This window comes from Streptomyces sp. MS19 (assembly GCF_047200595.1).
Taxonomy (GTDB): Bacteria; Actinomycetota; Actinomycetes; order Streptomycetales; family Streptomycetaceae; genus Streptomyces.
In genome coordinates this window covers 37,585-60,081 of record NZ_JBJZOH010000013.1, presented here as the reverse complement: position 1 = coordinate 60,081, position 22,497 = coordinate 37,585, and the positions used below count along the sequence as shown (strand labels likewise).

Below are 22,497 nucleotides of genomic sequence, written 5' to 3'. Positions count from 1 at the left end.
GCGACCGTGCCGGGCGAACTCCGGACCGGCCGGGAAAGAGAACAGCAGATGGCGAAGGACACCCAGGGACGGGCCACCGGCGGCGAGGGCGCCGCCCCGCCACCCCACCCGTCAGGAACGGTCGCCGACCCGGCCGCGCCCCTGCCTGGCCCCCCGGCCCCGCCGGCGCCCGCCACCGGACTCGGCTCGCGCTTCCTGCGCCTGTGGGCGGCCGTCACGTTCGCCAACCTCGGCCAGGGCGCCGGCGCCATCGCCTTCCCCTGGCTCGCGACGACCCTGACCGGCAACCCGCTCGCCATCGCCCTCGTCGGCGCCGCGGTCCGCCTGCCCTGGCTGCTGTTCAGCCTCCCGGCCGGTGTGCTCGCCGACCGCCTCGACCGCCGCCGCATCATGCTCGCGATGAGCGCCGCGCGCGCCGTCGTCGTCGGGACCGTCGCGCTGCTCGTGGCGCTCGACGTGATGTCCCTGCCGCTGCTGTACGTGTGCGCGCTGGTCCTGGGCTTCGCCGAGGTCCTCTTCGACAACACCTCGCAGGTCCTGCTGCCCTCGCTGGTGGACCGCGACCGCCTCGCCGCCGCCAACGGGCGGCTGATGGCGGGCCAGGTCGTCACCGAGGACTTCTTCGCCCGCCCGCTCGGCGGCTTCCTGATCGGCGTCGCCGTCGCCGTGCCGTTCGCCTTCGACGCGCTCACCGCCGTGGTCGCCGGCGTCCTGCTGCTCACGCTGCGCGGCACCTTCCGCGCAGTGCGGGTGCCCACTCAGCCGGGGCCGGCCGAGGCTCCCGCCGCCCGGCGGCGGATGCGCGCCGAGATCGCCGAGGGCGTCCGCCACCTGTGGGGCCACCTGCTGCTGCGCCCGCTCGCCATCTCGCTCGCCGTCCTCAACATGGTGGGGCAGGGCGCCATGGCGACCTACGTCCTGTACGCGCAGGAGATCCTGGGCCTCGGCGCGCTCGGCTTCGCCGTCCTCACGTCCGTGGGCGGCGTCGGGGGCCTGCTCGGCGGTCTGCTCGCGTCGCGGCTGACGCGCCGTATCGGCGAGGCGCGGTCCCTCTTCTGCCTGCTCGCCATCGAGTGCGTGGCCTACGGGACGGCCGCCCTGTCGTCGAACGCCTACGCGGTAGGCGCCGCGATGAGCATCTCCGGCTTCGGCGTGGTGATGTGGAACGTCGTGACCGTCTCGCTGCGGCAGACCCTCATCCCCGACCACCTGCTGGGCCGCGTCAACAGCGTCTACCGCCTCCTCGGCTGGGGCACCATGCCGCTGGGCATGGCGGCCGTCGGCGGCCTGGCCGTGGCGGTGGAGGCACTCGTGAGCCGGGAGGCCGGCCTGCGCGCCCCGTACGCCGTCGCGCTCCTGGGGATCGCCGCGCTGTCGCTCTACATGCGGCGGCACCTGCGCCAGCGCGGCATCGACGCCGCGCTGGGCACGCGTCCCTGAGGTACCCGCCCCGGTCAGGCGGGGTCGGGCACGGGGGCGTCCGCCGCCCCGTCCGGCGTCGCGGGCAGGCCCGCCCACGCGCGGGCCCGCGCCCGTTCGCGCGAGTGCAGCGCGTCCCCGGCGGCGATCACCCGCGGGCGCAGCTCCGGCGCCGTGGTCATGGCCCGGAAGAGGAACATCGACGAGACCTCGTGATCGGGCCGGTGCAGCACCTCGATGCCGTCGCCCGCGCACACCGGCCCGGGGACGAGCACCCGGAAGTAGACCCCGGAACGCGCCTCCGCGGTGAACCGCTTGATCCAGCCGCGCTCACCGAGCCATGTGGCGAAGGTCCGGCACGGGATACGGGGAGCCGACGCCTCCAGCACCAGCCCGCCGCCGACGCGCCACCGCTCCCCGATCCGCACGTCCGACAGGTCGGCGCCGACCGTCGTCAGGTTCTCGCCGAAGACGCCGTTGGCGAGCGGGCGCCCGAGCAGCGCCTCCCAGCGGTCCAGGTCCTCCCGCGCGTACGCGTACACCGCCTGGTCGTCGCCGCCGTGGAACCGCAGGTCGCACACCGTGTCCCCGGCGAGCCCGCTACCGCCCACACCGCGCGGTCCCGGGGCGCTGACGGCGACCGGCCCGGCGACCGGACGCTTGTCGATCCCGGTCAGTCCCGACGGCGCGTCGGTCGTCGCCACCGCTCCGGCGCCGCCGACGTTGACGGTCAGCACGGTCGGAACCATCGGGGCGTCCAGGGGCGCGGTGTCGTCCCGCACGGTGGGGTCCGGCGCGGTCTCGCCCGGCACAGAGGTCTCTCGCACGGTGCCGAGGATACGGCCGCCCCCACGTCCTCAACCCCCCGCGGCGGAGGTGACCTCAAGCACCGCCTTCCCCGTCACGCGTCCCTCGCCCAGCGCCGCGACCGCCTCACCGGTGCGGTCCCAGGAGCCGCGCCAGCCGATCTGCGGGTCCAGCTCACCCCGCGCCACCAGTCCGGCCAGCCAGCTCAGGTCCGCACCGAGCCCGACGCCGTCGTTCAGCAGGAAGTACGTCGTCACGGCGCGGTCGTGCCCCAGGGGGCCGAACATCGCGCCGAAGGGGAACGACTCGCCCCGTCCCTCCGTGTGCCCCACCGCCACCAGCGTCCCGTGCGACGCCAGCGCGCCGAAGGCCGCCACCAGATGACCACCGCCCACCGTGTCCAGCACGCCGTGCACCGGCGCGGTCAGCCCGTCCGTGATGCCGTCCACGCCGACGACCACCTCGTCCGCGCCCAGCGCGCGCAGCGCCTCCTCGTTGGCGGCGTCCCGCGTCGTGGCGATCACATGGGCACCGCCACGCGCGGCCAGCTGGAGCGCGAACCGCCCGACCCCGCCGCCCGCACCCGTCACCAGCACACGGCGGCCGAGCAGCGGCCCCACGCGGTGCAGCGCCCGCAGCGCCGTCCCCGCGGCGACCGGCAGGGTGCTGACCGCGCCGGGGTCGGCCCCCTCCGGTATCGCGCCGAGCCAGTCCGTCCGCACACTGCGCAGCTCCGCCCAGGCACCGCCCTCGCCGAGCCCGACCACCGGGGTGCCCGCCGGTGGTCCCGAACCGTCCGCAGCCGCCCGGACGACGACGCCCGCCGCGTCCCAGCCGGGCACGGTGCCGGCCTCGCCCTCGGGCACGGCGTGCGTGACCTCGCCGTGGTTCAGCGAGAAGGCGGAGACACGGATCAGCGCCTCGTCGGGCCGCGGCTCGGGGTCGGGCACCTCGGCGGGCGCGAGATGGCCGGGAGCCGAGTGGTCGATGGTCCAGGCACGCATGGCGCGTCACCTTTCTCTCTCTGTCGGGCACGCAGCAGTCGGGCCGCGCCGGTGGGGACCGAGGTCCCCGACCGGGCGACGGACAGATAGTGCCAGTCACCAGCACATGCGCGCAACAGGCTTTTGGATGTCACCGGCGACGGGTAGACTCCGCCGCATGACGGACACCGGACTGACGCTGCGGGAGCGCAAGAAGCTGCGCACCCGGCACGCGCTGGTGGACGAGGCGCTGCGGTTGTTCACCGAGAAGGGCTTCGCCGCCGCGACGCTGGACGAACTCGTGGACGCCGTGGAGATCTCCCAGCGGACGTTCTTCCGCATGTTCGCCTCGAAGGAGGATGTCGCGCTCGCGCCGGAGAAGGAGCTGTGGGCGGCGTACCTCGCCCACGTCGGACAGCACCCGCCGGGCCCGTCCCCGCTGCCCGGCCACGTCGCGGCGCTCCACGCGGCGCTCGACGCGATGGCCGACGGGTGGGAGACCCGGTTCCTGGCCAGCAGGGCGCTGTGCGACCGCACGCCCGTCCTCGTCGCGCACAGCCTGCGCCACTGTGCCGACGTCACCGACCGCGTCGTCGCCGTCAGCCTGCCGCCCGGCCGCTCCGAACTGGAACTGCGCCTGCTGCTCGAACTCTTCCTGACCGCCTGGCGCTGGGCACTGGCCCGCTGGTCCGAGAGCGGCACGCCCGACCGCGCCGCGCTCAAGGCGAGGACGCGCGAGTCCTTCGCCACCCTCCCGGACATCGCCCCGCTGCTCGGCACCGTCTGAGCCGCCCGGCCGTCACGCCCGTCACGCCCGCCGCGCGCGCACGCGAAAGAGGCCCTCCGGGGCATCCACGCACGTGAAGGTCGTGAATGCCCCGGCGGGCCCCTGCGGTGCCAGGACGGCGCCTGGCGGGAGTGCGGGACGCCACCGCCCCGCGCCCGGTGTCAGTCCTCGGCCAGCAGCCCCCGCCGCAGCCGCGCCAGCGTCCGCGTCAGCAGCCGCGACACGTGCATCTGCGAGATGCCCAGCTCCTCGCCGATCTCCGACTGCGTCATGTTCGCGACGAACCGCAGCGACAGGATCGTGCGGTCACGCGGCGCCAGACCGGCGATCAGCGGCTTCAGCGACTCGATGTACTCGATGCCTTCGAGGTCGTGGTCCTCGTAGCCGAGCCGGTCGGCCAGCGCGCCCTCGCTGTCGTCGTCCTCCGGCTGCGCGTCCAGCGAGCTGGCGGTGTACGCGTTGGACGCCGTCAGTCCCTCGACGACCTCGTCCTCCGGCACGCCGAGCCGCGCGGACAGCTCCGCGACGGTCGGCGCGCGGTCCAGCTGCTGCGTCAGCTCGTCGCCCGCCTTGGCGAGGTCGAGCCGCAGCTCCTGGAGGCGGCGCGGCACCCGCACCGACCACGAGGTGTCGCGGAAGAACCGCTTGATCTCCCCGATGATCGTCGGCATCGCGAATGTGGGGAACTCCACACCGCGCTCCGCGTCGAACCGGTCGATCGCCTTGATCAGCCCGATCGTGCCGGCCTGGACGATGTCCTCCATGGGTTCGCTGCGGGAGCGGAAGCGCGAGGCGGCGAAGCGGACCAGCGCCAGGTTGAGCTCCACCAGCGTGTTGCGGACGTACGCGTGGGCGTGGGTGCCCTCCTCCAGCGCCGCCAGGCGGGCGAAGAGGGACTTCGACAGGGCGCGCGCGTCGGGCGGCGCCACGTCCTCGAACGGGGGCAGCTCGGCCAGGGACGCGAACAGGTCGTCCTCCGTGACCCGGAACTGCGCCGGCACGAACGCCGTGGCGGCCGGTTCCAGGACCGGGTCCGCCGCCGGGAAAGCGTGCGGTCGAGGGGCGGGTGACATAACGGTGTCCTCCGTAAGTATCTCGGCGTATGGCTGCCGAAGCCGTGACGTGCACTGCGAGGTGCGGCGCCTCCAAGCCGGCCGTTTCGGAATCCTTCAGCCCCTACGCCTATCGGGGATCGGGCCGCCCTGGCAAGTTCGCTCCGTCCGGAACCGGACGGATGCCCGATTCGTTCGGCTGTCGGGACAAGAGGGCACGGGCTAAGGTTTCGAACCTAGCCAGTGAGGGCTCGGAGGAGAAGAGGGGGCTGCATGGACCGCGGGACACCGGACAGCGCGCACCGGAAGCAGCTGACGATCGACGTGCGGCGCAACGGGCCTGGCGCCGTGGTCACCCCGGCAGGTGAGCTGGACCACCACTCGGCCGACGCGTTGCGCGGCGCCCTGGAGCAGTGCATCGCGGACGGCTGCCGCCGTATCGTCATCGACTGCTCGGCGCTCGAATTCTGCGACTCGACCGGACTCAACGTGCTGCTGGCCACGCGGCTGGAGGCGGAGGCGGTCGGTGGCGAGATCCACCTGGCGGCGATGCGGCCCATCGTCGCCCGGGTCTTCGAGATAACCGGTGCCGGCTCGGTCTTCACCGTGCACAGCACCCTTGCCGACGCCCTCGCGGCGCTCCCGGCGGACTGAGTGACGGGCGGCGATACGCGCCGGACCGCCACGGGCGCGCGCGTCACACGATTGCCGGGATGGGGTGGGTGTGGCGACCCGCCCTCCGGGCAGGAGAGCACACAGACCGATGTGTCCCCGGCGTTCCCAGGACGCCGGCGGACGAACGTTTCAGCAGCGTGGGGATGCGGTGAGGGGAGGCGTGGGCATGAATGCGACCCGGCCGTTCCCGGCAGGCAGCGGTGACCCCGGGCCGGAGCCACAGAGCCCGGCCACCGTCGGCGAGAACGGATACGGCGCCGCCGGCTACGGGGACGTGGCGGGCGCGGAGGCCGTGGGCGAGACCGGCACGGACGTGCGGGAGCACGACGCCCCGCCGGTGACGGCGGACACGGCGGAGGGCGGAAGCCCGCGCGCCGAGCCGATGCGGCAGATCAGACGGCTGCGGCTGGTGGGGACCGCCGGTGTCGTCGCACGGTCGCGCGAGTTCCTGCGCGGGGCCCTGCACGACTGGGGCTGGCTCCCCTCCGAGACGGAGGAGCAGCGCGCCACCGCCGAGGACGCCCTGCTCGTCGTCTCCGAGCTGGTCACGAACGCCTGCCTCCACGCCGGAGGCCCCGAGGAGCTGCGCGTCGGCCATGCCGCGAAGGTCCTGCGCATCGAGGTCGTGGACGGCGGCGAGGGCGACCCCGCCCTGCGCACCACCCGCCGCGCCGGCCGGCCCGGCGGCCATGGCATGTTCATCGTGGAACGGCTCTGCCTCGACTGGGGCGTCGCGCACGACACCGCGTCCGGCGGCAAGACCGTCTGGGCCGAGGTGGCCGCCCCGCCCGGCCTCGCCTGACCCGCGGGGCCCGCCCGCCCCTCTTGGCTCCCACGCGTCCTCCCCCGTCCGCCGGGATCGCCCGGTGACACCGGCACGGCGTCGCGGGGCGTCTACCATCGCCCCATGACCCGAGTACTGCTCGCAGAGGACGACGCATCCATCTCGGAGCCGCTGGCACGTGCCCTGCGCCGCGAGGGCTACGAGGTGGACGTGCGGGAGGACGGCCCCGCGGCTCTGCGCGCCGGACTGCGCGGCGACGTGGACCTCGTCGTCCTCGACCTCGGCCTGCCGGGCATGGACGGCCTGGAGGTCTGCCGGCGCCTGCGCACCGAGGGTCTGACCCTGCCGGTGCTGGTCCTGACGGCCCGCGCGGACGAGGTGGACACCGTCGTCGGGCTCGACGCGGGCGCCGACGACTACGTGACGAAGCCGTTCCGCCTGGCGGAGCTGCTCGCCCGCGTCCGGGCCCTGCTGCGCCGCGGCACGACGGAGGCCGCCCCCGCGCCCGCCGTCCACGGCATCCGGATCGACGTCGAGTCGCACCGCGCGTGGATGGGCGAGGAGGAGCTGCACCTGACCGCCAAGGAGTTCGACCTGCTGCGCGTGCTCGTGCGGGACGCGGGTCGCGTCGTGACGCGCGAGCAGCTGATGCGCGAGGTGTGGGACACGACCTGGTGGTCCTCCACGAAAACCCTCGACATGCACATCTCGTGGCTGCGCAAGAAGCTCGGCGACGACGCGGCCAATCCCCGCTACATCGCCACGGTCCGCGGCGTGGGGTTCCGCTTCGAGAAGAGCTGACGGACCTCCGCCGTGCGCCGCCGCCTGATCAACTCGACCCTGGCCGTCGTCCTCGTCGTCCTCGCGGTCTTCGGCTTTTCGCTCTTCCTGGTGGAGGCCAGGTCCATCGAGTCGACCGCCCGCGACCGGCTGGACGCGGAGGCGGCCCGCGTGCTGGCGGACGTGGAGAGCCGGATCGCGTCCGGCGACCCGGTCACGGCCGAGGAGCTGCGCGCGTCGGTGCCGGCCGACCGGTTCGTGGAGATCGAGCTGGCGGAGGGGGAGCCGGTCCTGATCGGCGAGGAGCCGTCGGGCGAGGACATGACGGCCGTGGAGACCGGCGTGCACGGCGAGCGGGTGACCGTGGCGCAGCCGCGCAGCGTGGTCAGCGACGAGATCGGCCGCATGGTGACGATCACGCTGGTCGTCTCGCTGCTCGCGGTCGGCGCCGCCGTGCTGCTGGCGGTCCGGCAGGCGAACCGGGTGTCCGCGCCGCTGACCGATCTCGCCGAGGCGGCGGAACGGCTGGGCTCGGGCGATCCGCGCCCCCGCCACCGCCGCTACGGCGTCCCGGAGCTGGACCGCGTCGCCGACGTCCTGGACGCCAGCGCCGAGCGGATCGCCCGCATGCTGACGGCGGAACGCCGCCTCGCCGCCGACGCCTCCCACCAGCTGCGCACCCCGCTGACGGCCCTGTCGATGCGGCTTGAGGAGATCATCGTCACCGAGGACCGCGACACGGTCCAGGAGGAGGCGGCGATCGCCCTGGCGCAGGTGGAACGGCTCACCGACGTCGTCCAGCGGCTGCTGACGAACTCCCGGGACCCCCGGCTCGGCTCCGCCGTCGCCTTCGACATCGACGAGGTCGTCGTCCAGCAGATCGAGGAGTGGAAGCCCGCCTACCGCAGCGAGGGCCGGGCGATAGTGCACTCGGGCCGGGCGGGCCTGCGCGCGGTGGGCACGCCAGGCGCCGTCTCGCAGGTCCTCGCCTGCCTGATCGAGAACGCGCTGATGCACGGCGCGGGCACGGTCGCGCTGCGCACCCGTACGACGGGCAACCAGGTGGTCGTCGAGGTCACCGACCAGGGCCCCGGCGTCCCCTCGGAGCTGGGCGCCCGGGTGTTCGAACGCACGGTCAGTGGCCGTAACTCCACGGGTCTCGGCCTCGCGGTGGCGCGCGACCTGGCGGAGGCGGACGGGGGGCGTCTCGAACTGCTCCAGGCGCGGCCGCCGGTCTTCGCGCTGTTCCTGAGCCGGGAGGCCGCCGAGCAGGGCGGCGGGGGATCAGACCGCGTCTGACGGGCCGGTCCGCAGTTCCGCCTGGGGGGCGGGCGCGGCGGGCGCGGCGCGGAAGACCCACGTCCGGTAGGACCAGAAGCGGAAGAGCGAGCCGATGCCGAGGCCGAGGACGTTCTTCGCGAGGTTGTCGGCGAGGGGCGAGGTGAAGCCGAGGCCGTAGTGCGAGAGCGCGAGCAGCCCGTTCTCGATGACCATGCCCGCGCCGGAGAAGAGCAGGAAGAGTCCGGCCTCCCGGCTCCTGCCGGTCTTGTCGCGGTGGCGGTAGGTCCAGTAGCGGTTGCCGGCGTAGTTGGTGCAGATCGCGGCCGAGGTGGCGATCACGCCGGAGCGCACGGGGGCGAGGTCCGCCGCCTGCGTACACAGGTTGAAGACCACGACGTTGACGAGGAAACCGAACGCCCCGACGGTGCCGAACTTGGCCGCCTCCCGCGCGACCCCGCGCAGCCGGTCGCGGAGTGTGAGCGGCTCGGTCATGGCAGCCATGGTAACCAGGCGCCTCCCTGCGTCCCCCGGGGGCGTGGCGGATACGCTGTGTGCGTGACATTTCCCGTGGTCGGCATGGTCGGCGGGGGGCAGCTCGCCCGTATGACCCACGAGGCGGGCATCCCGCTCGGCATCAGATTCAGGCTGCTCAGCGACACGCGGCAGGACTCCGCCGCGCAGGCGGTGCAGGACGTCGTGATCGGCGACTACCGCGATCTCGCGACGCTTCGCGCGTTCGCGAAGGGCTGTGATGTGATCACTTTCGATCACGAACACGTCCCGACCGAACACCTGCGGGCCCTGGAGGCGGACGGCGTGCCCGTCCGCCCCGGCCCGGACGCGCTGGTGCACGCGCAGGACAAGGGCGTGATGCGCGCCCGGCTCACCGAGCTGGGCGTCCCCTGCCCGCGCCACCGCGTCGTGGCCGACCCGGACGACGTGGTGCGCTTCGCCGCCGAGACCGGCGGGTTCCCCGTGGTGCTGAAGACGGTGCGCGGCGGGTACGACGGCAAGGGCGTGTGGGTCGTGCCGGACGCCGCGTCCGCCGCCGCGACCACCGCGCCGTTCCGCGCCGGGGTCGCCGTGCTGGCCGAGGAGAAGGTGGACTTCGCCCGCGAACTGGCGGCGAACGTGGTGCGCTCCCCGCACGGCCAGGCCGTCGCGTACCCCGTCGTGGAGTCCGTGCAGGCCGGCGGCGTCTGCGACACCGTGATCGCCCCCGCGCCCGACCTGCCGGACGACCTCGCCCTCGCGGCCCAGCAGCTCGCGCTGCGCGTCGCGGCCGACCTGGACGTCACCGGCCACCTGGCCGTCGAGCTGTTCGAGACCAGGGACGGACGGGTCCTCGTCAACGAACTGGCGATGCGCCCGCACAACTCAGGCCACTGGACGCAGGACGGCGCCGTCACCTCCCAGTTCGCCAACCACCTGCGGGCCGTGCTCGACCTGCCGCTCGGCGACCCGCGCCCCCGCGCGCGCTGGACGGTGATGGCCAACGTCCTCGGCGGCGACTTCCCCGACATGTACCAGGGCTACCTGCACTGCATGGCGCGCGACCCGAAGCTGAAGATCCACATGTACGGCAAGGACGTGAAGCCGGGCCGCAAGGTCGGCCACGTCACCACCTACGGCGACGACCTGGACGACGTCAGGGAGCGCGCCCGGCACGCGGCCGACTACCTCAGAGGAGTCATCACCGAATGAGCCCGCAGGACACCGCAGGACGCCCGCCCCTGGTCGGCATCGTGATGGGATCGGACTCCGACTGGCCGGTGATGCGGGCCGCCGCCGAGGCGCTGGACGAGTTCGGCGTCCCGCACGAGGTGGACGTCGTCTCCGCGCACCGGATGCCGCACGAGATGCTCGCGTACGGCGAGGAGGCGGCCGGGCGCGGCCTGAAGGCGGTCATCGCGGGCGCGGGCGGCGCGGCGCACCTGCCGGGCATGCTCGCCGCGCTGACGCCGCTGCCGGTGATCGGCGTGCCGGTGCCGCTGAAGCACCTGGACGGCATGGACTCGCTGCTGTCCATCGTGCAGATGCCCGCCGGCGTGCCCGTCGCGACGGTGTCCATCGGCGGCGCGCGCAACGCGGGGCTCCTCGCCGTACGGCTGCTGGCCGCGCACGACGAGGCGCTGCTGGTGCGGATGCGGGAGTTCCAGCTCTCCCTGCGCGAGCAGGCCACCGAGAAGGGCCGCCGCCTGCGCGCCGCCCGTGCGGAAGGGCCCTCCGCGTGACCGACAGCCTCGCCGCGGCCCGCGCGCTGCTCGCGGAACACCCCGTCGTGGACGGGCACAACGACCTGCCGTGGGCCCTGCGCGAGCAGGCGGGCTACGACCTGGACCGCCTCGACATCGCCGCCGACCAGAGCGCCAGCTTGCACACTGACCTCGCCCGGCTGCGGGCGGGCGGCGTGGGCGGCCAGTTCTGGTCGGTGTACGTGGCGGCCGAGTACGCGGGGGACCGCGCTGTGAGCGCCGTCCTGGAGCAGATCGACGTGGTCGCCGCGCTGCTCGCCCGTTACCCCGAGTCGCTGCGCCGCGCGCTGACCGCCGACGACCTGGAGGCCGCACGAGCCGAGGGCCGTATCGCGTCGCTGATGGGCGCGGAGGGCGGGCACAGCATCGCCAATTCCCTGGCGGCTCTCCGTGCACTCCACACCCTGGGCGTCCGCTACATGACGCTCACGCACAACCTCACGATCGACTGGGCCGACTCCGCCACCGACGCGCCCCGCCACGACGGCCTGTCCGCGTTCGGCGAGGAGGTCGTGCGCGAAATGAACCGGCTCGGCATGCTCGTGGACCTGTCGCACGTGGCGCCCAGCACCATGCGCGACGCGCTGCGGGTGACGGAAGCGCCGGTCCTGTTCTCCCACTCGTCGGCGCGCGCTGTCTGCGACCACCCGCGCAACATCCCGGACGACGTGCTGGAGCGGCTGCCCGCCAACGGCGGGGTGGCGATGGCGACGTTCGTGCCGCAGTTCGTGCTGCCCGCCGCGTACGAGTGGTTCACCGGCGCCGCCGACCACATGCGCGCCCACGGCTTCCGGCCGCTGGACCACACGCCGGAGGCCATGCGCCTGCTCGCCGCTTACGAGGCCGCCCATCCCCGGCCGCACGCCACGGTGGCCACCGTCGCCGACCACCTCGACCACATGCGGGACGTCGCGGGCGTGGACCACATCGGCCTCGGCGGCGACTTCGACGGGACGGCGTACCTGCCGGACGGGCTCGACAGCGTCGCGTGCTACCCGAACCTGGTCGCCGAGCTGCTCGACCGGCGCTGGTCGGAGGCCGACCTCGCGAAGCTGACGTGGCGGAACGCGGTGCGCGTCCTGCGGGACGCCGAGGCGGTCGCCCGGGACGTGGCCGGACGGCGCGGGCCGTCGCTCGCGACCCTCGCGCAGCTCGACGGCTGACCCCGCGAACGAAACGGGCATCTGCCGCATAGCGGAGCCAAGTGGACGTCGGTTGCCTCCTGGTGACCGAGTTCACTCGGCCCGCTGTCCGTTCACCCTGTGAACGTGACGCGCGTCAACCGCCGTCCGCCGATCAACGGCCGGACCAGGGTCGTTGACGGTGCGTCACCGCCACCGGTTCTCGCCCTCCGTGCCGGACCAGACGCGCGGCGTGACGGACGCCTCGTCCGGGTATCGCCGGTCACACTCCTTCTGCGCCCTGTTTCTTGTGTCGCCCGAATTCATCGGCTTAACGTATCGCCGCGCCGCGTCTCCGCGGCGCACCGCCCCCGGACGCCGAGTCCTGTCACCGGAGGCGGGGACACAGAGCTTTCCGTGTGACAGGAGCGGGGGACCCAATTCCGCCGGTGCCGACCCCAGGGGACGCGCCGGCTCGGGGTGAAGCCGACGCCGTGCACCGGGCATCCGTGTGCCCGGAAGCACCGTCGGCCGGGCAGTCTCCGGCCCGAACCCGACAGCTGACCTCGCAGGCGTCGGAGAGGAGCACACGCATGCCCGCACACGGACGTCACCGTCGCCGGCGAGCCGGCCGCATCTCCCGCGTCTCCCTGCTGCTCACCGCCGGCGGCGCCGGCGTGGCCCTGCCCCTCGTCGCGGCGGGCGGGGCGAACGCCGCGACGCCCGACACGTACGAGGTCCAGCCCGGCGACAGCCTGGCGAAGATCGCCGCCGCCCAGGGCATCGACGGCGGCTGGGAGGCGCTGTACGGCGCCAACAGGGACGTCGTCGGCACCGACCCCGGTCTCATCCACCCCGGCGAGACCCTGACGCTCGACGGCATCTCCGTCACCACCCAGGCCGCCGCCCCCGCGCCCGCCGAGGAGCCCGCCGCACAGCCGGCGACCGGCTCGTACGTCGCCCCCGTCGCGGGCGTCCACGGCAGCGGCTACGGCACGGCCGGGTCCCTGTGGGCCTCCGGCCACCACACCGGCGCCGACTTCCCGGTCGGCAGCGGCACGCCGGTCGCCGCCATCACGGACGGCGAGGTCATCACGGCCGGCTCCGGCGGCTCGTACGGCAACCAGGTCGTCATCAGGCACGCCGACGGCCACTACAGCCAGTACGCCCACCTGTCGTCGATCTCCGTCAGCGTCGGCCAGAGCGTCGCCACGGGCCAGCAGATCGGCCTGTCCGGCTCCACCGGGAACTCCACCGGCCCGCACCTGCACTTCGAGGTGCGCACCGGCCCCGACTACGGCTCGGACATCGACCCGATCGCCTACCTGGCGCAGCACGGCGTGACCGCCTGACGGCCCACCCCGTCCCCAACACGCGGGGGCAGGACCCGGTTCTCCGGGCCCTGCCCCCCGCGCGCCGTCTCCCGGCCGGGTCAGCGGCTGAGCGCCTGGTAGCGGCGCACGGCCAGCGGCGCGAAGACCGCCGTCAGCACGACCGGCCACGCCACGGCGAGCAGCAGCGCGTTGTCCGAGGCCCAGCCGCCGCCGCTGTCGCCCGGATTGCCGAACAGGTCGCGCAGTGCGGTGACGGTCGCGGACAGCGGGTTCCACTCCGAGACGACGCGGAGCCAGCCGGGCATCAGCTCGGGGGAGGTGAAGACGTTGGACACGGCGGTCAGCGGGAAGGCCAGCGGGAAGACGATGCCGCCCACGGCGTCCTCGTTGCGCACCACCAGTCCGAGGTAGATGCCGATCCAGGTGATGGCCAGGCGCAGCAGGAGCACGAGCAGCAGGGCCAGCGCCGCGCGCCCAATGCCCCGGTGCCAGTCCCAGCCGACCAGCAGACCGCATACGAGGACGACCGTCAGTTCCACCAGCGCGCGCAGCAGGTCGGCCGTGCACCGGCCCATCAGCAGCGCGGGCCGGGAGATCGGCATCGAGCGGAAGCGGTCGACGACACCGCGCCGTACGTCCACGGCGATGGCGCTGCCGCTCGCGCCCATGCCGTACAGCATCGTCATCGCGAAGACACCGGGCACCAGGAACTCCCGGTAGTTCCCGCCGCCCGCGACCGACATGCCGCTGCCGAAGACGTAGCCGAAGACCAGGACGAACATGATCGGCAGCGCGAAGTACAGCGCCGCCTCCTCGGGAACCCGTACGAGGTGCGCCATGTGCCGGCGCGTCATCGTCAGGCTGTCCGCGACGATCCCTCGCCGCCGCGCCGGGGCGTACCCCTCGTGCACCGTGCCCGCGCTCATGCGGCACGCTCCTTCCCGGCGTCCGTGGTGTGTCCGGTGAGGTGCAGGAACGCCTCGTCCAGCGTCGGCCGCCGTGTGCCGATGTCCTCCACCGTGATCCCTGCCTCGTGCAACGCCCGCGCCACCCCGGTGAGCGCCGCCACGTGATCACTGACGGGTACGGACGCCCGCCGCGTGTCGGGGTCCGACTCCGTCCGCGCCCCCGGCCCGGCCACCCGGGCGAGCAACTGCGTCACACCCGCCAGGTCGGCGAAGTCACGCACGACGACCTCGATCCGCGCGCCGCCGAGCCGCGCCTTCAGCTCGTCCGCCGTGCCCTCCGCCGCGATCCGCCCGGCGTCGATCACGGAGATACGGTCCGCCAGCTGGTCGGCCTCCTCCAGGTACTGCGTGGTCAGCAGCACGGTCGTCCCCCCGGCGACGAGGGACCTGACCGTGTCCCACACCTGGTTGCGGCTGCGGGGGTCGAGCCCGGTGGTGGGCTCGTCCAGGAAGAGGACGCGCGGTACGCGCACCATGCTCGCCGCGAGGTCGAGACGCCTGCGCATGCCGCCCGAGTACTGCCCCGCGTTGCGCCCGGCCGCCTCGGTGAGGCCGAAGCGCTCCAGCAGCTCGTCCGCCCGCCGCCGCGCCCCGCGCCGGCCGAGGCCGTGGAAGGTGCCGAACATGACGAGGTTCTGCCGTCCGCTGAGCTGCTCGTCCACGGCGGCGTACTGCCCGGTGAGCCCGATGAGGCCGCGTACCTCGTCCGGCCGCCGCGCGACGTCGAGGCCGCAGATCTCCGCGCGGCCCTCGTCGTAGCGCAGCAGTGTCGTGAGGGCGCGGACGGCGGTGGTCTTGCCCGCGCCGTTCGGGCCGAGCAGCCCGTGGACCGTCCCGGCGGGCACGGTCAGGCCGAAGCCGTCCAGCGCCAGCTTGCCGCCGCCGCCCGGGTCGCCGAACCGTTTCCGCAGCCCGTCGGCCGCTATGGCGTGGTCTGCCGCCATGGGAACCCCCTGAGTGTCACGAAACTCTCTACGGCGCAAACTGTTTACACTGTAGATTTCGTTGTACACCATACACAGTTCTAGGATGACGTCAACCGGCGGGCGGGCCGGACCGAGGGAACGGGAGAACGGGCATGGCCACCGAGCCGAAAGGCGGCGGACGGGACCCGCAGTACCTGCTCGACCTGCTCTGGCGGCGGCAGCGCCCGGGTACGCGCGGCCCGCGCGGCAGCCTGACCCTGGACCAGATCGTCGGCGCGGCCATCGAGATCGCGGACGCCGAGGGCGTCGACGGCGTGTCCATGCGCAAGGTCGCGCAGAAGGTGGGCGTCACGACGATGTCGCTCTACCGCTACGTACCGGGCAAGGACGACCTGCTCGACCTGATGTTCGAGGTGGGCACCGGGCGGCCGGACACGACCGGCTGGCCCGAGGACTGGTACGGCCGCCTGCTCGCCTACGGGAAGGGCGTGCGCCGCCTCATGATCGCGCGGCCCTGGATGGTCGACATCCCCATCAGCGGCCCTCCGATGGGACCCAACAACATCGCGTGGATGGAGGTCCTGCTCGACTCGCTGGCCGGTACGCGGATGAGCGAGGAGACGAAGCTCGGCGTGCTGATGGTCGTCTCCGGCTTCGTCCTCAGCGAGGTGCGCCAGGAGGTCTCGATCATGCGCGCCGCCCCGCGCACCGGCGTGGGGTACGCGGAGTGGGGCCGCGCGTACCAGCGGATGCTGGAGTTCGTGGTGGACGACCCGGCCTATCCGGCCGTGGCACGCCTGGTGAGGTCGGGCGTCTTCGCCGACGACCGGACCACGGCCGAGGAGGACTTCCTCTACAACCTGCGCTTCGTCCTCGACGGCATCGCCGCGCTCCTGGAGCGGCGAGCCCGCACCGCGGCGGAGGACGGCGCGGTGTGACGGCGGCGCGGCAGCTGACGTACGCCGCCGCGCCGCGCGGGGGGTCAGGGGAGGTTGCGGGCCATGACGATCCGCTGGACCTGGTTCGTGCCCTCGTAGATCTGCGTGATCTTCGCGTCCCGCATCATGCGCTCGACCGGGTAGTCCCGCGTGTAGCCGTAGCCGCCGAGGAGCTGCACCGCGTCCGTGGTGATCTCCATCGCGGCGTCCGACGCGTAGCACTTGGCCGCCGCGCCGAAGAACGTCAGGTCGCCGTCGCCCCGCTCCGACCGCGCCGCCGCGGCGTACGTGAGCTGCCGCGCCGCCTCCAGCTTCATCGCCATGTCGGCCAGCATGAACTGCACGCCCTGGAAGTCCCCCACGGGCTTTCCGAACTGCTTGCGCTCCCGCACGTACCCCTTCGCGTAGTCCAGCGCGCCCTGCGCGATGCCGAGCGCCTGCGCCGCGATGGTGATCCGGGTGTGGTCGAGCGTCCGCATGGCTGTGGTGAAGCCGGTGCCCTCGTCGCCGATCATCCGGTCGGCGGGGACGCGCACGTTGTCGAGGTACACCTCGCGCGTCGGCGAGCCCTTGATGCCGAGCTTCTTCTCCGGCGCGCCGAACGACACGCCCTCGTCGCCCTTCTCCACGACGAACGCCGAGATCCCGCCGCGCGTGCGCTTGTCCGGGTCGGTGACGGCCATCACCGTGTAGTACTCGGACACCCCGGCGTTGGTGATCCAGCGCTTCACGCCGTTCAGCACGTACGCGTCGCCGTCGCGCACCGCGCGCGTGCGCATGCCGCCCGCGTCCGAGCCCGCGTCCGGCTCGGAGAGGCAGTACGAGAACATCGCGTCGCCCTTCGCCAGGGGCGTCAGGTACTTGGCGCGCAGCCCGGGTGAGCCGGACAGCATCACCGGCAGGGAGCCCAGCTTGTTCACGGCCGGGATCAGGGACGACGAGGCGCACACCCGCGCGACCTCCTCGATGACGATCACCGTCGCCAGCGCGTCGGCGCCCGCGCCGCCGTACTCCTCGGGGACGTGCACGGCGTGCAGGTCGTTGGCCACCAGCGCGTCCAGCGCCTCCTGCGGGAAGCGGCCCGCCTCGTCCACCTCGGCGGCGTACGGCGCGATCTTCGCCTCGGCCAGCGCGCGGACCGAGTCGCGGAGCATCTCGTGCTCCTCGGCGGGGCGGTAGAGATCGAAGTCTGCGGCTCGGACCACGGGTCCCAACTCCTTGCTGACGGCTGCGGCGATGCTAACGACTGTTAAGTAACTAAAGCGCACCGTCGCCGTCCGGGGCAACGGGCGCCGGTGCTCGCGGCCCGCTGTCGGTCGCGGGGGCTATGCTCTGGACCCGTGAACAGCCCGACGAAGATCACGGTCATCGGCCTCGGCTATCTCGGCGCCACCCACGCGGCGGCCATGGCGGAGCTGGGCTTCGACGTCCTCGGCCTCGACATCGTGCCGGAGAAGATCCAGAAGCTGGCCAGAGGACACGCGCCGATCTACGAACCCGGGCTCGACGAACTGCTCGGCCGGCACGTCGCCGGGCTGCCCGGCTCGACCGGGCGGCTGTCGTTCACCACCTCGTTCGAGGACCTGGCCGCCTTCGGCGACATCCACTTCATCTGCGTCAACACCCCCCAGCGGCCCGGCGAATACGCGTGCGACATGTCGTACGTCGACGCCGCCGTGGACGCGCTCGCCCCGCACCTCGACCGGCCCGCCCTCGTCGTCGGCAAGTCCACCGTGCCGGTCGGCAGCGCCGCACGCCTCGCCCGGCGCATCGCCGAGCTGGCCCCGGCGGGGGAGGAGGCCGAGCTGGCGTGGAACCCCGAGTTCCTCCGCGAGGGCTTCGCCGTCGAGGACACGCTCAGCCCGGACCGCATCGTCGCCGGCGTGGCCGGCGAGCGCGCCGAGGCGGCCCTGCGCGAGGTGTACGCCACACCCGTCGCCGCCGGATCGCCGTTCCTCGTCACCGACCTGCCCACCGCCGAGCTGGTCAAGTCGGCTGCCAACGCGTTCCTCTCCACCAAGATCTCCTTCATCAACGCGATGGCCGAGATCTGCGAGACCGCCGACGGCGACGTGGTGAAGCTCGCCGAGGCGCTGGGGCACGACGACCGCATCGGCCGCAAGTTCCTGCGCGCGGGCATCGGCTTCGGCGGCGGCTGCCTCCCGAAGGACATCCGCGCCCTGATGGCGCGCGCGGGCGAGCTGGGCGCGGCGGAGGCCGTCGGCTTCCTCCGCGAAATCGACGCGATCAACATGCGCCGCCGCGCCGCCATGGTCGAACTGACCCGCGAGTCGCTCGACGGCTCGCTGCTCGGCAGGCGCGTCGCCGTCCTCGGCGCCGCCTTCAAGCCGGACTCCGACGACGTCCGCGACTCGCCCGCCCTCAACATCGCCGGCCAACTGCACCTCCAGGGCGCCCAGGTGACGGTCTACGACCCCAAGGCCACCGAGAACGCCCGCCGCGTCTTCCCCACCCTCGCCTACGCCCCGTCCGCCCTGGAGGCCGCCCAGTCGGCCGACGCCGTGCTGCACCTCACGGAGTGGCGCGAGTTCCGCGAGGTCGATCCCGCCGCCATGGGCGAGGTGGTCGCCGCCCGCCGCATCCTCGACGGACGCAACACCCTCGATCCCGCGCTGTGGCGCAAGGCGGGCTGGACGTACCGCGCCCTCGGGCGGCCCACGGCCTGACGCCCGTTCACCACCCGCCCGCTCGCCACGGACAGTCACCGCAAGCGCACCATTTCTCCCGCTTTGTGACGGGTGTGGTGCGCTAGGGTCCGGGCATGCCAGAGACCATGGGGAATCCAGCCACCCCGCCGGCACCGGCGGAACCGATCGAACTCAAGCGGGTCATGGGCCCTGGCCTCCTCCTGCTCTTCATCATCGGCGACATCCTCGGCACCGGCGTCTACGCGCTGACCGGCACCGTCGCGGCCGAGGTCGGCGGGGCGGTCTGGCTCCCCTTCCTGTGCGCCTTCGTCGTCGCCATGCTGACGGCCACCAGCTATCTGGAACTCGTCACGAAGTACCCCCGCGCCGGGGGCGCCGCCGCGTACTCCCACCGCGCGTTCGGCATCCACTTCCTGACGTTCCTCGTCACCTTCGCGGTCATGGCGTCCGGCCTCACCTCGGCGTCCAGCGCGTCCAAGGCGTTCGCCGCGAACCTGCTGTCCGCGCTCGACGTGGACGGCAGCCACGGCCGTGTCACCCTCACCATCGCCCTCGCGTTCATGGTCCTCATCAGCCTGGTGAACCTGCGCGGCGTCGGCGAGAGCGTGAAGGCGAACGTCGCGCTGACCGCCGTCGAACTCTCCGGGCTGCTGATCGTCATCGGCGTCGGCGTCTGGGCGGTCGTCCAGGGCCAGGGCGAGTTCGGCCGCGTCACCGAGTTCGAGACGGGCGGCGGCGAGACCGCGTTCGGCGCCGTCAGCGCGGCGACCGCCCTCGCGTTCTTCGCCATGGTCGGCTTCGAGGACTCGGTGAACATGGCGGAGGAGACGAAGGACCCGGTCCGCACGTTCCCGCGCATCATGCTCATCGGCCTGACGGTCACCGGCGTCATCTACGTCCTGGTCGCCATCGCGAGCGTCGCGCTCGTCACCCCGGCCGACCTCGGTGAGGGCGACACCCCGTTGCTGAAGGTCGTCCAGGCGGGCGCGCCCGGCTTCCCCATCGACCTCTTCGCGTGGATCACGATGTTCGCCGTCTCCAACTCCGCGCTGATCAACATGCTGATGGCCAGCCGTCTGCTGTACGGCATGTCCCGCGAACGCGCGCTCCCCGCGCCGCTCGGCCGCCTCCTGCCCCGGCGGCGCACCCCCTGGGTCGCCATCGTGTTCACGACGCTGCTCGCGTTCCTCCTCATCGGCTACGCCGACCTCGCCGCGCTCGGTGGCACGACGTCGCTCCTGCTGCTGTGCGTCTTCGCCATCGTCAACGTGGCGGTCCTCGTGCTGCGCCGCAGCCCCGTCGAGCACAAGCACTTCCGCGCCCCCACCGCGCTGCCGGTCATCGGCGCCGTGCTCTGCGTCTACCTGGCGACGCCGCTGTCCGGCCGCGCCGGCGACGACTACGAGGTGGCGGGCTGGCTGATGCTGATCGGTGTCGGGTTGTGGGCCTGCGTGTGGGTGGGCAACCGGCTGCTGGGCGGGCGCCGGGGCGGCCCCGGCGACGGCCCGGACGGCGGCGCCACCGGCGAGACCCCCGCCCCGGCGGCGACGCCCACGCCGTGACGCCCGTGCGTGCGCGACCCCTTGCCGTGCGTGCCCGTTGCCCCTAGATTCCACGGCCGTATCGCCTTGGGAGCGCTCCCCCCGAACGCACATACCGTCCGAAGGGAGCAACATGAGCACCACATCCGTCCGCACGGGCACGCGAGGCGCGCGGTCCCGGTTCCGCGGCGCGGTGGTCGCGGTCCTGGCCGCCGTCGCCTCCGTCGCGGGCCTGCTGACCGCCACGCCGACCGCCGGGGCCGCCGGGCCCATCGGCGCGGACGCCGTCATCTGCGACCAGTACGGCTCCACCACCATCCAGGGCCGCTACACGGTCCAGAACAACCGCTGGGGCACGAGCGCGACGCAGTGCATCGACGTCTCGGGCAGCGGCTTCCGCATCACCCAGGCGGACGGCAGCGTGCCCACGAACGGCGCGCCCAAGTCGTACCCGTCCGTCTACTTCGGCTGCCACTACGGGAACTGCTCGCCCGGCACCAACCTGCCCCGCCAGATCAGCTCGATCGGCAGCGCGCAGAGCAGCATCTCGTACCAGTACACCGGCAACGCCGTGTACAACGCGTCGTACGACATCTGGCTCGACCCGACGCCCAAGCGGACAGGTGTCAACCAGACCGAGATCATGATCTGGCTCAACCGCGTCGGCCCGATCCAGCCGATCGGGTCCCAGTCCGGCACGGCGACCGTGGCCGGCCGCAGCTGGCAGGTCTGGACCGGCAGCAACGGCGCGAACCAGGTCATCTCCTTCGTCGCGCCGTCCGCCATCGGCTCGCTCAGCTTCGACGTGATGGACTTCGTGGACGTCACGGTGAGCCGCGGGCTGGCGAACCCGTCCTGGTACCTGACGAGCGTCCAGGCCGGTTTCGAGCCCTGGCAGGGCGGCGCGGGTCTCGGCGTCAACTCGTTCTCGGCGAATGTGAACTGACCGTCACCCCGGTCGAAATCGGATGCGGGGTGCGCGGAACCGGTCACAGAATGGGCCATGCTGATCGACCACTGGCCTGTCCTGGGCATCCGGCTGCGCACCCCGCGTCTGCTGCTCCGCCTCCCCACGGACGAGGAACTGGCCGGCCTCGCCGACCTCGTCCTCCCCGGCGTCCATCCCCCGGACGAGATGCCCTTCCTCGTCCCCTGGACCGACCTGCCCCCGGCCGACCGCGCCCGCTCGGTCGTCCAGTACCACTGGCGTCAACTGGGCGCCTGGACACCCGAGTCGTGGTCGATGGGCCTCGTGGCGTTCCTGGACGACCGGCCCGTGGGCTACCAGTCGCTGGGCGCCGACGGGTTCGCCGTCCTGCGCCAGGCCACCAGCGGCTCGTGGCTCGGCCGCGCCCACCAGGGGCGGGGCTTCGGCACGGAGATGCGGGCCGCCGTGCTGGAGCTGGCGTTCGCGGGCCTGGGGGCGGCCGAGGCCGTCTCGGGCGCGATGGCGCACAACACCGCGTCGCTGCGCGTGTCGGAGAAGCTGGGCTACGAGCGCGACGGCCTCGCGCGGGTCGTCGTACGCGGCGCACCGGCCACCGAGCACCGCCTGCGCCTGTCGCGCGAGCGCTGGGAGAAGCACCGCACCGTGCCCGTGACCCTCACCGGCCTGACGACCGACTGCCTCCCCCTTTTCGGCGCCGCCTGACGCGGCGAAGCTATCACCCGTTCGGGTGTGGACAGAGAGTGAAGCCATGGGTACCGTGTGCCAAGGTGCTCGGTGGGAACGAGGGCTGGGGGCAGAGCCATCGCCGCGGGGGCGGCGCGAGGGGCGGAGGGGGAGCCATGTCGTTCGACGACGAGTGGCGCGCGATCCAGGCCGAGGCGGCACGCGCCACGCGGGACCTGGCGGTGCACCAGGACGACCTGGGACGCGTCGGCTCGGCCGCGTACGAACTGCACGGCCGGCTCGCCACCGACGCCGACCACGCGCGTGCCGCCACAGCCGAGGCCGCGACGGGGCTGACCGCCGACGGCCTCGTCACCGGCGCCGCCCTGGCGACCCTCCTGGAGACCTGGGCCGGCCAGACGACGACGCTGCTGGACGCCTGCGCGCACATCTCCAACCACCTCGACCACTCCGCCGCGGCCCACCAGCAGGACGAGGCCGACATCGCCGCATCCCTCTCGATCACGGAGATCGACCGCCGTCTGTCCGGTGAGCGGTGAGCACG

General features: G+C 73.2%; 22 protein-coding genes, 1 pseudogene and 1 riboswitch. Of the genes and pseudogenes, 16 read left to right on the top strand and 7 right to left on the bottom strand.

Features of this window, described 5'->3' with window-relative positions:
• Positions 1–6 precede the first annotated feature (6 nt).
• Positions 7–1,440: an MFS transporter gene (locus tag ACL02R_RS15515; protein WP_412797484.1), complete on the top strand. Its 1,434-nt coding sequence runs from the start codon at positions 7–9 to the stop codon at positions 1,438–1,440.
• A 14-nt stretch (positions 1,441–1,454) separates the two neighbouring features.
• On the opposite strand, the gene ACL02R_RS15510 is transcribed toward ACL02R_RS15515, so the two are convergent.
• Both ACL02R_RS15510 and ACL02R_RS15505 read right to left on the bottom strand, forming a co-directional pair.
• Positions 1,455–2,168 (bottom strand): MOSC domain-containing protein, encoded by a 714-nt coding sequence (locus ACL02R_RS15510; protein WP_412797557.1) that lies wholly within the window; start codon positions 2,166–2,168, stop codon positions 1,455–1,457.
• A gap of 108 nt (positions 2,169–2,276) precedes the next feature.
• Positions 2,277–3,230, bottom strand: a complete 954-nt coding sequence (locus ACL02R_RS15505) for a zinc-binding dehydrogenase (protein WP_412797483.1) — start codon at positions 3,228–3,230, stop codon at positions 2,277–2,279.
• Between the two features lie 157 nt (positions 3,231–3,387).
• Between ACL02R_RS15505 and ACL02R_RS15500 the strand changes: the two genes are divergently transcribed.
• Positions 3,388–3,996, top strand: coding sequence for a TetR/AcrR family transcriptional regulator (locus ACL02R_RS15500; protein WP_412797482.1), 609 nt, complete (start codon positions 3,388–3,390; stop codon positions 3,994–3,996).
• Between the two features lie 161 nt (positions 3,997–4,157).
• Here the strand turns inward: ACL02R_RS15500 and ACL02R_RS15495 are convergent, their stop codons facing one another.
• Positions 4,158–5,069 carry an RNA polymerase sigma factor SigF gene (locus ACL02R_RS15495; protein ID WP_412797481.1) on the bottom strand — a complete coding sequence of 304 codons (912 nt, stop codon included), beginning with the start codon at positions 5,067–5,069 and terminating at the stop codon, positions 4,158–4,160.
• Between the two features lie 252 nt (positions 5,070–5,321).
• Between ACL02R_RS15495 and ACL02R_RS15490 the strand changes: the two genes are divergently transcribed.
• From ACL02R_RS15490 to ACL02R_RS15475, 4 genes are all read left to right on the top strand, one after another.
• Entirely contained in the window at positions 5,322–5,702 is a 381-nt protein-coding gene (locus tag ACL02R_RS15490) for an STAS domain-containing protein (RefSeq protein WP_412797480.1), read from the top strand.
• 187 nt (positions 5,703–5,889) lie between these two features.
• Positions 5,890–6,525, top strand: coding sequence for an ATP-binding protein (locus tag ACL02R_RS15485; protein ID WP_412797479.1), 636 nt, complete (start codon positions 5,890–5,892; stop codon positions 6,523–6,525).
• 105 nt (positions 6,526–6,630) lie between these two features.
• Positions 6,631–7,308, top strand: a complete 678-nt coding sequence (locus ACL02R_RS15480; protein WP_412797478.1) for a response regulator transcription factor — start codon at positions 6,631–6,633, stop codon at positions 7,306–7,308.
• A gap of 12 nt (positions 7,309–7,320) precedes the next feature.
• Complete coding sequence (locus tag ACL02R_RS15475; protein ID WP_412797477.1) at positions 7,321–8,586, top strand: ATP-binding protein; 1,266 nt, start codon at positions 7,321–7,323, stop codon at positions 8,584–8,586.
• On the opposite strand, the gene ACL02R_RS15470 is transcribed toward ACL02R_RS15475, so the two are convergent.
• Complete coding sequence (locus tag ACL02R_RS15470) at positions 8,572–9,060, bottom strand: GtrA family protein (protein ID WP_412797476.1); 489 nt, start codon at positions 9,058–9,060, stop codon at positions 8,572–8,574. The genes ACL02R_RS15475 and ACL02R_RS15470 overlap by 15 nt on opposite strands.
• A 63-nt stretch (positions 9,061–9,123) precedes the next feature.
• On the opposite strand from ACL02R_RS15470, the gene ACL02R_RS15465 reads away from it, so the two are divergent.
• The 4 genes from ACL02R_RS15465 (at position 9,124) to ACL02R_RS15450 (ending at position 13,296) form a co-directional block, all read left to right on the top strand.
• On the top strand, positions 9,124–10,272 hold the full coding sequence (locus ACL02R_RS15465) for a 5-(carboxyamino)imidazole ribonucleotide synthase (RefSeq protein WP_412797475.1): 1,149 nt from the start codon (positions 9,124–9,126) through the stop codon (positions 10,270–10,272).
• Positions 10,269–10,802 (top strand): 5-(carboxyamino)imidazole ribonucleotide mutase, encoded by a 534-nt coding sequence (purE, locus tag ACL02R_RS15460; RefSeq protein ID WP_412797474.1) that lies wholly within the window; start codon positions 10,269–10,271, stop codon positions 10,800–10,802. Before ACL02R_RS15465 ends, purE begins: the two co-directional genes overlap by 4 nt.
• On the top strand, positions 10,799–11,986 hold the full coding sequence (locus ACL02R_RS15455) for a dipeptidase (RefSeq protein WP_412797473.1): 1,188 nt from the start codon (positions 10,799–10,801) through the stop codon (positions 11,984–11,986). The genes purE and ACL02R_RS15455 overlap by 4 nt, the downstream gene beginning before the upstream one ends.
• Positions 11,987–12,343: 357 nt before the next feature.
• A riboswitch (cyclic di-AMP (ydaO/yuaA leader) is annotated at positions 12,344–12,534 on the top strand.
• A 3-nt stretch (positions 12,535–12,537) separates the two neighbouring features.
• Positions 12,538–13,296, top strand: a complete 759-nt coding sequence (locus ACL02R_RS15450; RefSeq protein ID WP_412797472.1) for a M23 family metallopeptidase — start codon at positions 12,538–12,540, stop codon at positions 13,294–13,296.
• A gap of 80 nt (positions 13,297–13,376) precedes the next feature.
• Here ACL02R_RS15450 and ACL02R_RS15445 read toward each other — a convergent pair whose 3' ends face one another.
• Positions 13,377–14,204: an ABC transporter permease gene (locus ACL02R_RS15445; RefSeq protein WP_412797471.1), complete on the bottom strand. Its 828-nt coding sequence runs from the start codon at positions 14,202–14,204 to the stop codon at positions 13,377–13,379.
• Positions 14,201–15,190: an ATP-binding cassette domain-containing protein gene (locus tag ACL02R_RS15440; protein ID WP_412797470.1), complete on the bottom strand. Its 990-nt coding sequence runs from the start codon at positions 15,188–15,190 to the stop codon at positions 14,201–14,203. Before ACL02R_RS15440 ends, ACL02R_RS15445 begins: the two co-directional genes overlap by 4 nt.
• 134 nt (positions 15,191–15,324) lie before the next feature.
• On the opposite strand from ACL02R_RS15440, the gene ACL02R_RS15435 reads away from it, so the two are divergent.
• Positions 15,325–16,110 carry a TetR/AcrR family transcriptional regulator gene (locus ACL02R_RS15435; RefSeq protein ID WP_412797469.1) on the top strand — a complete coding sequence of 262 codons (786 nt, stop codon included), beginning with the start codon at positions 15,325–15,327 and terminating at the stop codon, positions 16,108–16,110.
• A 44-nt stretch (positions 16,111–16,154) separates the two neighbouring features.
• Here the strand turns inward: ACL02R_RS15435 and ACL02R_RS15430 are convergent, their stop codons facing one another.
• On the bottom strand, positions 16,155–17,264 hold the full coding sequence (locus tag ACL02R_RS15430; protein ID WP_412797556.1) for an acyl-CoA dehydrogenase family protein: 1,110 nt from the start codon (positions 17,262–17,264) through the stop codon (positions 16,155–16,157).
• A gap of 186 nt (positions 17,265–17,450) precedes the next feature.
• On the opposite strand from ACL02R_RS15430, the gene ACL02R_RS15425 reads away from it, so the two are divergent.
• The 5 genes and pseudogenes from ACL02R_RS15425 to ACL02R_RS15405 all read left to right on the top strand — a co-directional run bounded on the left by ACL02R_RS15425 (position 17,451) and on the right by ACL02R_RS15405 (position 22,492).
• Positions 17,451–18,797: a UDP-glucose dehydrogenase family protein gene (locus ACL02R_RS15425; protein WP_412797468.1), complete on the top strand. Its 1,347-nt coding sequence runs from the start codon at positions 17,451–17,453 to the stop codon at positions 18,795–18,797.
• A gap of 95 nt (positions 18,798–18,892) precedes the next feature.
• Positions 18,893–20,341 carry an APC family permease gene (locus ACL02R_RS15420; RefSeq protein ID WP_412797467.1) on the top strand — a complete coding sequence of 483 codons (1,449 nt, stop codon included), beginning with the start codon at positions 18,893–18,895 and terminating at the stop codon, positions 20,339–20,341.
• A 112-nt stretch (positions 20,342–20,453) separates the two neighbouring features.
• Positions 20,454–21,263 (top strand): annotated as a pseudogene (locus ACL02R_RS15415) (GH12 family glycosyl hydrolase domain-containing protein); the annotation flags it as partial.
• A gap of 60 nt (positions 21,264–21,323) precedes the next feature.
• Complete coding sequence (locus ACL02R_RS15410) at positions 21,324–21,971, top strand: GNAT family N-acetyltransferase (RefSeq protein WP_412797466.1); 648 nt, start codon at positions 21,324–21,326, stop codon at positions 21,969–21,971.
• 137 nt (positions 21,972–22,108) lie between these two features.
• Positions 22,109–22,492: a hypothetical protein gene (locus ACL02R_RS15405; RefSeq protein ID WP_412797465.1), complete on the top strand. Its 384-nt coding sequence runs from the start codon at positions 22,109–22,111 to the stop codon at positions 22,490–22,492.
• Positions 22,493–22,497: the final 5 nt, after the last annotated feature.

Excerpts from the sequence above, each read along its gene's own strand:
- ACL02R_RS15510 (WP_412797557.1), bottom strand. The coding sequence starts at position 2,168 with ATGGTTCCGACCGTGCTGACCGTCAACGTCGGCGGCGCCGGAGCGGTG.
- ACL02R_RS15505 (WP_412797483.1), bottom strand. The coding sequence starts at position 3,230 with ATGCGTGCCTGGACCATCGACCACTCGGCTCCCGGCCATCTCGCGCCC.
- ACL02R_RS15500 (WP_412797482.1), top strand. The coding sequence starts at position 3,388 with ATGACGGACACCGGACTGACGCTGCGGGAGCGCAAGAAGCTGCGCACC.
- ACL02R_RS15495 (WP_412797481.1), bottom strand. The coding sequence starts at position 5,069 with ATGTCACCCGCCCCTCGACCGCACGCTTTCCCGGCGGCGGACCCGGTC.
- ACL02R_RS15490 (WP_412797480.1), top strand. The coding sequence starts at position 5,322 with ATGGACCGCGGGACACCGGACAGCGCGCACCGGAAGCAGCTGACGATC.
- ACL02R_RS15485 (WP_412797479.1), top strand. The coding sequence starts at position 5,890 with ATGAATGCGACCCGGCCGTTCCCGGCAGGCAGCGGTGACCCCGGGCCG.
- ACL02R_RS15480 (WP_412797478.1), top strand. The coding sequence starts at position 6,631 with ATGACCCGAGTACTGCTCGCAGAGGACGACGCATCCATCTCGGAGCCG.
- ACL02R_RS15470 (WP_412797476.1), bottom strand. The coding sequence starts at position 9,060 with ATGACCGAGCCGCTCACACTCCGCGACCGGCTGCGCGGGGTCGCGCGG.
- purE (WP_412797474.1), top strand. The coding sequence starts at position 10,269 with ATGAGCCCGCAGGACACCGCAGGACGCCCGCCCCTGGTCGGCATCGTG.
- ACL02R_RS15450 (WP_412797472.1), top strand. The coding sequence starts at position 12,538 with ATGCCCGCACACGGACGTCACCGTCGCCGGCGAGCCGGCCGCATCTCC.
- ACL02R_RS15445 (WP_412797471.1), bottom strand. The coding sequence starts at position 14,204 with ATGAGCGCGGGCACGGTGCACGAGGGGTACGCCCCGGCGCGGCGGCGA.
- ACL02R_RS15440 (WP_412797470.1), bottom strand. The coding sequence starts at position 15,190 with ATGGCGGCAGACCACGCCATAGCGGCCGACGGGCTGCGGAAACGGTTC.
- ACL02R_RS15435 (WP_412797469.1), top strand. The coding sequence starts at position 15,325 with ATGGCCACCGAGCCGAAAGGCGGCGGACGGGACCCGCAGTACCTGCTC.
- ACL02R_RS15430 (WP_412797556.1), bottom strand. The coding sequence starts at position 17,264 with ATGCTCCGCGACTCGGTCCGCGCGCTGGCCGAGGCGAAGATCGCGCCG.
- ACL02R_RS15420 (WP_412797467.1), top strand. The coding sequence starts at position 18,893 with ATGCCAGAGACCATGGGGAATCCAGCCACCCCGCCGGCACCGGCGGAA.
- ACL02R_RS15410 (WP_412797466.1), top strand. The coding sequence starts at position 21,324 with ATGCTGATCGACCACTGGCCTGTCCTGGGCATCCGGCTGCGCACCCCG.
- ACL02R_RS15405 (WP_412797465.1), top strand. The coding sequence starts at position 22,109 with ATGTCGTTCGACGACGAGTGGCGCGCGATCCAGGCCGAGGCGGCACGC.